We start from the raw sequence: 8,014 nt of genomic DNA, 5'->3' as shown, positions 1-8,014 counted from the left end.
GGCAAGCCCGCCGATCAGCGTCGGGCCGCCGACGATCGGTGCGCCCAGCACCAGTGCAGAGACCGAGATGGTCAGGATGCGACGAAGGTTCATGGCTCTGTGTCCCCCTGGATCAGCGCGCCTTGCCCGCCGGGAGCCGGTCAACCAGCGCCCCCAGTTCGGGCAAAGATTCGAGAAATGCGTCGAGCGCCTCGGTCACGATGACCTGCGCCGAACGACCGGTCACCGCCGAGGCGAGGCGCAGCTTGAGATGACGGTCGTGATCGAGCCGCAGCGTGAACGCGGCCTTGCCCTTGCGCGCGCCGACTTCGCGCCCGATCCGGGCGGCGGTGGCGGTCGATACCGGGCGCGCAGGCACCTCCGGCTCGGGAGCAGGCGCCGGCGCAAATTCCTCGACCAGCGTCTGGCGCTGCGCCAGCACCGGCGGGACCGGCTCGAACGCCGGCGGCGGCAGATCGCTGCCCATGTCGTTCCAGCCGAGATCGTCGAGCGACGTGCCCGGATCGAGTCCGACAAAGCCTTGCGGACGCATGGCGGGGCGCGCCTGTCCCTTGCGGGCGAGCAGGCCCGAGGAGAGCGACGCGGCGGGCTTGGCGGAACCGAACATCAGCTCACCACCCGGCGGCCAAAGCCACCCTGCGGCCGCCCGGCAAAGGCGGCATGCGGTGCCGCCGCGACGGCGGGCGCGCTGAACACGGTGCGGCGGAAGTTCTTCTCCAGCCGGTCGTTGATATAGGCCCAGAGCGCCGTCACCTCGGCGGCGGACTTCCCGTTGGGGTCCACCTCCATCACTGTGCGGCCGTCGATCATCGACGCGGCGAAGTCGGTGCGGTGGTGCAGCGTCACCGGCGCAACGGTGCCGTGCTGCGACAGCGCGACCGCGGCTTCGCTGGTGATCTTGGCCTTGGGCGTCGCGGCATTGACGACGAACAGCAACGGCTTGCCCGCACGGTCGCACAGATCGACCGTCGCACCCACGGCGCGCAGATCGTGCGGCGACGGGCGGGTCGGGATGACGATCAGCTCGGCGACCTGGATCACGCTCTGGATCGCCATGGTGATGGCGGGCGGGGTATCGATCACCGCGAGGCGGAACCCCTGCTGGCGCAACACCTCGAGATCGGCGGCGAGCCGGGCGACCGTGGTCTGCGCAAAGGCCGGAAAATCAGTCTCGCGCTCATTCCACCAATCGGACAGCGACCCTTGCGGATCGATGTCGATCAGGACGACCGGGCCATGGCCAGCCCGCTGCGCCTGCACCGCCAAGTGCCCGCTCAGCGTGGTCTTGCCCGAACCACCTTTCTGTGATGCCATCGCAAGTACGCGCATCGACCCCTCGAAAAAATCCCGGTTACCCAGACTTGGGGATGCCATCGGGAAGCTAAGAAGGGGTTAATACGGTAGTGATGCGCGGGATTGTCCCATGTCGGGCTTAACCAAAGCGCAAGCATATCTGGCCATGTCATGGTTAACTGGCATTATCCATGTGTGGCGGGATCGGGAATCTGACGGAATGAAGCACTTGATCTGGGCGGCGGCAGCGGCCGGCGCGATGCTGGTCGGCGTGCCGGCGCTGGCGCAAGCCGATGTAAAGGCCGGAGTCGATGCATGGCAGCGCGGCGATTATCGCGCGGCGGTCGCGATCTGGCGTGGCCCCGCAGTCGCCGGCGATGCCGATGCGCAGTTCAACATGGGTCAGGCGTACAAGTTCGGGCGCGGCGTCCCCGCCGATCTCGCCCAGGCCGAAGAATGGTATCGCAAGGCCGCGCTGCAGGGGCATCCGCAGGCGGAAGAGAATTACGGCCTGGCCCTGTTCGAAAACGGCAAGCGGCTGCAGGCCGCCGAGTGGCTGGAAAAGGCGGCGGCGCGTGGCGCGCCGCGTGCGCAATATGTGCTGGGCACGATGTTGTTCAACGGCGACGCGGTGGCCAAGGATTGGGTCCGCGCCTATGCCCTGATCGTCCGCGCATCGGCACAGGGGCTGCCCCAGGCCGCAACGTCGCAGGCGCAGATGGACGGCTATATCTCGCTGGCCGACCGGCAAAAGGGGCTCGAGCTTGCGCGCGTCTATGAGCGCGACGCCGGACGCCCGAGCATCGCTGCGGTACAGCCGCCGCGCGGCACGCAGCCGCCCGCCACGATCGGGCGGACGCAGCTGCCGCCCTCGACCGCCTATCAGCCGCGCGACCCGATCCCGGCACCGACGCCTGCGCCGACCCAGAGCGCGGACGCACGTCCAACGCCGCCGATCGTCCGTCCCACACCGAAACCGACGCCGAAGCCGACGACGCCGCCCCCCGCAACCGCCACCGCGGCGATCCGCGATGGCGGGTGGAAGCTTCAGCTGGGCGCGTTCGGCGAGCCGGGCAATGCGCAGAAGCTGTGGTCGCAGGTCGGCAGCCGTTTCCCCGGCCGCAAGGTCAGCTATGTGAAGTCCGGCCGCCTGACCAAGGTGCTGGTCGGCCCCTTTGCCTCCAGCGCCGAAGCCGGCGCCGCGTGTCGCGGCCTCAGCCCCTGCGTGCCAGTGCGGGAGTAGTCCCAAAATCCTCCCCTGAAAGGGGAGGTGGCATCGCGCAGCGATGACGGAGGGGTGTCGCGGGTCAAGACGGCACGCGACCATTCAAGCGGGGACACCCCTCCACCACCGCTTCGCGGCGGTCCCCCTCCCCCTGGCGGGGGAGGATCAGTTGGCTCACTCCACCCAATCCCCCCGCGCAATCCCCTGCGCGTAGAGCAACGCGGTCAGATCGCCGTGATCGATCCGCGCCCCCGCCGCGGCGGCAACGATCGGCTTGGCATGATAAGCCACGCCCAGCCCCGCCTTGCGGATCATCGCGAGGTCATTCGCGCCGTCGCCGACCGCCATCGTAGCGGAAGCGTCCAGCCCCAGTTCCGCCATCGCGCCCAGCAGCGTCACTTCCTTGGTCGATGAATCGACGATCGGCTTGGTCACCGCGCCGGTCAGCACGTCGTCCGCGATCAGCAATTCATTGGCGATCACCCGATCGAAACCGATCTGCGCACCCACCGGCTCGGCAAAGCGCGTAAAACCGCCCGACACCAGGATCGCGGTCGCCCCGCGCACCTTCATCGTCTGCACCAATGTCCGCGCGCCCGGCATCAACTTCACGCGCTCGGCAAGGCAACGGTCGATCGCATCCGCGCCCAGCCCCTTGAGCAACGCCACCCGCGCATCCAGCGCCGCGGCAAAGTCCAGTTCGCCACGCATTGCCGCTTCGGTCACCTCGGCAATCTGTGCCTTGATCCCGGCATAATCGGCCAGTTCGTCGATGCATTCGACGGTGATCATGGTCGAGTCCATGTCGGCGACGATCAGCGCCTTCTCGCGACCTTGGGCAGGCTGAACGACCACGTCGACCCGATCGAAGACCCCCTCCAGCGCCGCACGCGCTGCATCCGGGGCAGCGTTGAAGAACAGGTCGCTCGCCTTGTCCTCATCCAGCGTCTCGACGCCGCGCGGACCGCACCCGGCATCGCTCAGCTTGTCCAGCGCGGAGGAAATATCCCCCGCGTCGAGCCGATCCGCTGCTATCAGCGTCGCGATGAACATGCCGAACTCCTCCAGGCCAAGGGTCGCGCTCATTGCAGGACCGACCGCCAGCGGCAAGTCCGCATTGGCGATCGCGCTCGCTCAGGCGACCGGCGGTACGGTGATCAACGCGGATTCGGCGCAGGTCTATGCCGAGCTGCGCATCCTCAGCGCGCGTCCCTCGCCCGAGGACGAGGCACAGGCCCCGCACCGGCTGTTCGGCCACGTCACCGGCACCGACGATTATTCCGCCGCGCGCTGGGCGGCCGAGGCCAAGGCGGAGATCGCGGCGGCGCAGGAGCGCGGCAGTCTTCCGATCCTGGTCGGCGGCACGGGCATGTACATCCGCACCCTGCTCGACGGCATCGCCCCGGTACCCGGCATCGACCCGGCGATCCGCGCAGAGGTGCGCGCCCTGCCCGTCGCCGAGGCCCATGCGCTGCTGACCGAACGCGACCCCGAAGCCGCCACGCGCCTCGCCCCCACCGACACCACCCGTGTCGCCCGCGCGCTGGAGGTCGTGACCGCCACCGGTCGCACGCTTGCCGACTGGCAGCAGGCCAAGGTCGGCGGCATCGGTGACCAGATCGACCTCGCCCCGCTGATCCTGCTCCCCGACCGCGCCTGGCTGATTCAACGCTGCGACCGCCGCCTCGCCGCCATGTTCGACGAAGGGGCGATCGAAGAAGTTTCCGCCCTGCTCGCCCGCGACGACATCCCTCCCGAGGCCCCGGTGCGCAAGGCGATCGGCGTGCCCGAGATCGCCGCGCTGCTCGCCGGGGAAATCGGGCGGGCCGAGGCACTGGAGCGCGCCCAGGCGGCGACGCGGCAATATGCCAAGCGGCAATATACGTGGTTGCGCCACCAGCCGCCGCCCGACTGGCTGCGCACCACCGAGACAGATATTATCAATCGAATGCCACATTTCGCACGAATCGTATAAAATGAATACTTGACACGCATCTTTCATACGCATAGCAGCGCGCTTCGCCCAATGCATTGCACTGCGGCAAACAAGGAGATTCATCGTGGCCGAGAAAAGCGGAGCAGACATTCTGATCGAGGCGCTGGTCGACCTCGGTGTGGAGGTCGTGTTCGGCTATCCCGGTGGCGCGGTGCTCCCGATCTACGACGCAATCTTCAAGCAGAAGCGGATTCGCCACATCCTCGTCCGCCACGAACAGGCGGCGACGCATGCAGCCGAGGGCTATGCCCGCTCGACCGGCAAGCCCGGCGTCGTGCTCGTCACCTCCGGCCCCGGCGCGACCAACGCGGTCACCGGGATCACCGATGCGCTGATGGATTCGATCCCGATGGTGGTCATTACCGGGCAGGTGCCGACACACCTGATCGGCAGCGACGCGTTCCAGGAAGCGGACACCGTCGGCATCACCCGCCACTGCACCAAGCATAATTATCTGGTGAAGGACCCCGCCCAGCTCGGCGCGGTGGTGCATGAGGCGTTTCATATCGCGACCTCGGGCCGCCCCGGTCCGGTCGTGATCGACATCCCCAAGGACGTGCAGATCGCGACCGCACGCTACAGCAAGCCAGGCCCGATCCAGCACAAGACCTACCGCCCGCAGGTCAAGGCGGACAAGGGGTTGATCGAGGCGGCCGTGGAGATGCTCGCGGCGGCGGAGCGGCCGATCTTCTACACCGGCGGCGGCGTCATCAACTCCGGCCCCGGCGCGTCGCAGCTGCTGCGCGAGCTGGCGAAGATCACCGGCGCGCCGGTCACCTCGACGCTGATGGGCCTGGGCGCGTTTCCCGCCTCGTCCGATCAGTGGCTGGGCATGTTGGGCATGCACGGCACCTATGAAGCCAATTACGCGATGAATCAGGCCGACCTGATCATCGCGGTCGGCGCGCGCTTCGACGATCGGGTGACCGGGCGGCTCGACGCCTTCGCGCCGCATGCGAAGAAGATCCATATCGATATCGACCGCTCGTCGATGAACAAGACGGTGCGGGTCGACCTCCCCATCGTCGCCGATGTCGGCCACGCGCTCGAGGACATGCTGCGTATCTGGAAAGCGCGTCAGCACCCCAAGCCCGACCTGTCCGAATGGTGGCGGCGGATCGAAGGATGGCGCGCGGTCAAGTGCCTCGACTATCCGGAGGAAGGCCCCGGCATCGACGCCAGCACGATCATGCCGCAGCGCGCGATCCAGGCGCTGTGGGAGGCGACGCGCGACCAGGCCCCGATCATCACGACCGAGGTCGGCCAGCACCAGATGTGGGCGGCGCAGCACTTCCACTTCGAAGCGCCCAACAAGTGGCTGACCAGCGGCGGCCTCGGCACGATGGGCTATGGCCTGCCCGCCGCGATCGGCGCGCAGCTGGGCAACCCCAATGCGCTGGTGATCGACATCGCCGGCGAAGCGTCGATCCAGATGAACATCCAGGAGCTGGCAACCGCGACCCAGTATCGCCTGCCGGTCAAGATCTTCATCCTCAACAACGAATATATGGGGATGGTCCGCCAGTGGCAGGAACTGACCTATTCCAGCCGCTATTCGGAGAGTTACAGCGACTCGCTGCCCGATTTCGTGAAGCTTGCCGAAGCCTATGGCTGGAAGGGGATCCTGATCGAGCATCGCAGCGATCTGAAAAGCGGGATCCAGGACATGCTGGCCTATGACGGCCCGGTGATCGTCGACTGCCGCGTGGCCAAGCTCGCCAACTGCTTCCCGATGATCCCATCGGGCGCCGCCCATACCGACATGCTCCTCCAGGCCGCCGAAGTCTCCGGCGAAATGGACGACGAAGCCAAGGCGCTGGTCTGAACTCATGCACATCAAGGAAGAAAAGGCCGAGCGGCACACGCTCGCCGTCATCGTCGACAACGAGCCGGGCATCCTCGCCCGGATCGCCGGCCTGTTCACCGCGCGCGGATACAATATCGAGAGCCTGACGGTGAGCGAGATTACCGACGACAAATCGGTCAGCCGCATCACCATCGTCACCAGCGCCAGCCCGCATGTGCTGGAGCAGATCGTGTCGCAGCTCGATCGCCTCGTGCCGGTCCACAAGGTGCGCGACCTCACCGCCGAGGGCGACCATGTCGAGCGCGAGCTGGCGCTCGTCAAGGTCGCGGGCACCGGCGATCACCGGATCGAAGCGCTGCGCCTCGCCGATGTCTATCGCGCGCGGGTCGTCGATGCGACCACGTCCAGCTTCGTGTTCGAAGTGACGGGCAGCACCGAAAAGATCGACAAGTTCATCGAACTGATGAGCGAAGTCGGCCTGATCGAAGTCGCCCGCACCGGCATCGTCGCCATCGCACGAGGGCGCGAGGCGGCCTGAACCAAATCCGTCGCCCCGGCGCAGGCCGGGGCCGGCCCGAGAGGGCGCACAACATAGCGGCCCCGGCCTTCGCCGGGGCGACGAAATTTCAAAGGGGAACCTAGAACATGCGTGTCTATTACGATCGTGACGCCGACCTGAACCTGATCACGGGCAAGAAAATCGCCATTGTCGGCTATGGCAGCCAGGGCCATGCCCATGCCCAGAACCTGCGCGACAGCGGCGTGGCCGAGGTGGCGATCGCGCTGCGTGCCGGCTCCGCGACCGCCAAGAAGGCCGAAGGCGCGGGCTTCAAGGTCCTGTCGACGACCGAAGCCGCGCAGTGGGCCGACATCGTGATGATCCTCGCCCCCGACGAGCATCAGGCCGCGATCTGGGAACATGACATCAAGGGTCATATGAAGCCGGGCGCCGCGCTCGCCTTTGCCCACGGCCTCAACGTCCATTTCGGCCTGATCGAGCCGCCGGCGGACATCGACGTCATCATGATCGCGCCCAAGGGCCCGGGCCACACCGTGCGCAGCGAATATGTCCGCGGCGGCGGCGTCCCCTGTCTGATCGCGGTGCATCAGGACGCCACCGGCAACGCACATGACGTCGCGCTCGCCTATGCCAGCGGCGTCGGCGGTGGCCGCTCGGGCATCATCGAAACCAACTTCAAGGAAGAGTGCGAGACCGACCTGTTCGGCGAGCAGGCGGTGCTGTGCGGCGGCATCACCCATCTGATCCAGGCTGGCTTCGAGACGCTCGTCGAGGCGGGCTATGCCCCCGAAATGGCCTATTTCGAGTGCCTGCATGAGACGAAGCTGATCGTCGACCTGCTCTATGAAGGCGGCATCGCCAACATGCGCTACTCGATCTCGAACACCGCCGAATATGGTGACATCAAGACCGGTCCGCGCATCATCACCGACGAGACCAAGGCCGAGATGAAGCGCGTGCTCGCCGACATTCAGTCGGGCCGCTTCGTTAAGGATTTCGTGCTCGACAACCGCGCGGGCCAGCCCGAGCTGAAGGCCAGCCGCAAGGCCGCCGCCGCGCATCCGATCGAAAAGGTCGGCAGCGAGCTGCGCGCGATGATGCCGTGGATCGGCGCGAACAAGCTGGTGGACAAGGAAAAGAACTGAGTTCGGGCCGGGGCGGGGTTGGCTTCCC

8 protein-coding genes are annotated in these 8,014 nt (G+C 66.9%); 5 read left to right on the top strand and 3 right to left on the bottom strand.

Annotated elements, in window-relative coordinates; all coding sequences use genetic code 11:
• Positions 1–112: 112 nt before the first annotated feature.
• Positions 113–607, bottom strand: coding sequence for a hypothetical protein (locus AX681_RS06490; RefSeq protein WP_066660602.1), 495 nt, complete (start codon positions 605–607; stop codon positions 113–115).
• A complete protein-coding gene (locus tag AX681_RS06485; RefSeq protein WP_066681963.1) occupies positions 607–1,329 on the bottom strand; it encodes a ParA family protein in 723 nt (240 codons plus the stop codon). Before AX681_RS06485 ends, AX681_RS06490 begins: the two co-directional genes overlap by 1 nt.
• 184 nt (positions 1,330–1,513) lie before the next feature.
• Between AX681_RS06485 and AX681_RS06480 the strand changes: the two genes are divergently transcribed.
• Positions 1,514–2,536 (top strand): SPOR domain-containing protein, encoded by a 1,023-nt coding sequence (locus AX681_RS06480; RefSeq protein WP_066659260.1) that lies wholly within the window; start codon positions 1,514–1,516, stop codon positions 2,534–2,536.
• A 156-nt stretch (positions 2,537–2,692) separates the two neighbouring features.
• On the opposite strand, the gene serB is transcribed toward AX681_RS06480, so the two are convergent.
• A complete protein-coding gene (gene serB / locus AX681_RS06475; protein ID WP_066659262.1) occupies positions 2,693–3,571 on the bottom strand; it encodes a phosphoserine phosphatase SerB in 879 nt (292 codons plus the stop codon).
• On the opposite strand from serB, the gene miaA reads away from it, so the two are divergent.
• From miaA to ilvC, 4 genes are all read left to right on the top strand, one after another.
• The gene (miaA, locus tag AX681_RS06470) at positions 3,570–4,493 is read left to right on the top strand and encodes a tRNA (adenosine(37)-N6)-dimethylallyltransferase MiaA (protein ID WP_443026127.1); all 924 of its coding nucleotides are present in this window, start codon (positions 3,570–3,572) and stop codon (positions 4,491–4,493) included. The genes serB and miaA overlap by 2 nt on opposite strands.
• 85 nt (positions 4,494–4,578) lie before the next feature.
• Positions 4,579–6,339 carry an acetolactate synthase 3 large subunit gene (locus AX681_RS06465; RefSeq protein WP_066659264.1) on the top strand — a complete coding sequence of 587 codons (1,761 nt, stop codon included), beginning with the start codon at positions 4,579–4,581 and terminating at the stop codon, positions 6,337–6,339.
• A gap of 4 nt (positions 6,340–6,343) precedes the next feature.
• On the top strand, positions 6,344–6,859 hold the full coding sequence (gene ilvN, locus AX681_RS06460; RefSeq protein ID WP_066659269.1) for an acetolactate synthase small subunit: 516 nt from the start codon (positions 6,344–6,346) through the stop codon (positions 6,857–6,859).
• 107 nt (positions 6,860–6,966) lie between these two features.
• On the top strand, positions 6,967–7,986 hold the full coding sequence (gene ilvC / locus AX681_RS06455; protein ID WP_066681960.1) for a ketol-acid reductoisomerase: 1,020 nt from the start codon (positions 6,967–6,969) through the stop codon (positions 7,984–7,986).
• The last annotated feature ends 28 nt before the right edge of the window (positions 7,987–8,014 follow it).

The organism is Sphingomonas sp. CCH9-E2, assembly GCF_001557215.1.
Lineage (GTDB): Bacteria > Pseudomonadota > Alphaproteobacteria > Sphingomonadales > Sphingomonadaceae > Sphingomonas.
This window is presented reverse-complemented; position numbering and strand designations above follow the sequence as displayed.

Excerpts from the sequence above, each read along its gene's own strand:
- ilvN (WP_066659269.1), top strand. The coding sequence starts at position 6,344 with ATGCACATCAAGGAAGAAAAGGCCGAGCGGCACACGCTCGCCGTCATC.
- AX681_RS06480 (WP_066659260.1), top strand. The coding sequence starts at position 1,514 with ATGAAGCACTTGATCTGGGCGGCGGCAGCGGCCGGCGCGATGCTGGTC.
- ilvC (WP_066681960.1), top strand. The coding sequence starts at position 6,967 with ATGCGTGTCTATTACGATCGTGACGCCGACCTGAACCTGATCACGGGC.
- AX681_RS06485 (WP_066681963.1), bottom strand. The coding sequence starts at position 1,329 with ATGCGCGTACTTGCGATGGCATCACAGAAAGGTGGTTCGGGCAAGACC.
- serB (WP_066659262.1), bottom strand. The coding sequence starts at position 3,571 with ATGTTCATCGCGACGCTGATAGCAGCGGATCGGCTCGACGCGGGGGAT.
- miaA (WP_443026127.1), top strand. The coding sequence starts at position 3,570 with ATGCCGAACTCCTCCAGGCCAAGGGTCGCGCTCATTGCAGGACCGACC.
- AX681_RS06490 (WP_066660602.1), bottom strand. The coding sequence starts at position 607 with ATGTTCGGTTCCGCCAAGCCCGCCGCGTCGCTCTCCTCGGGCCTGCTC.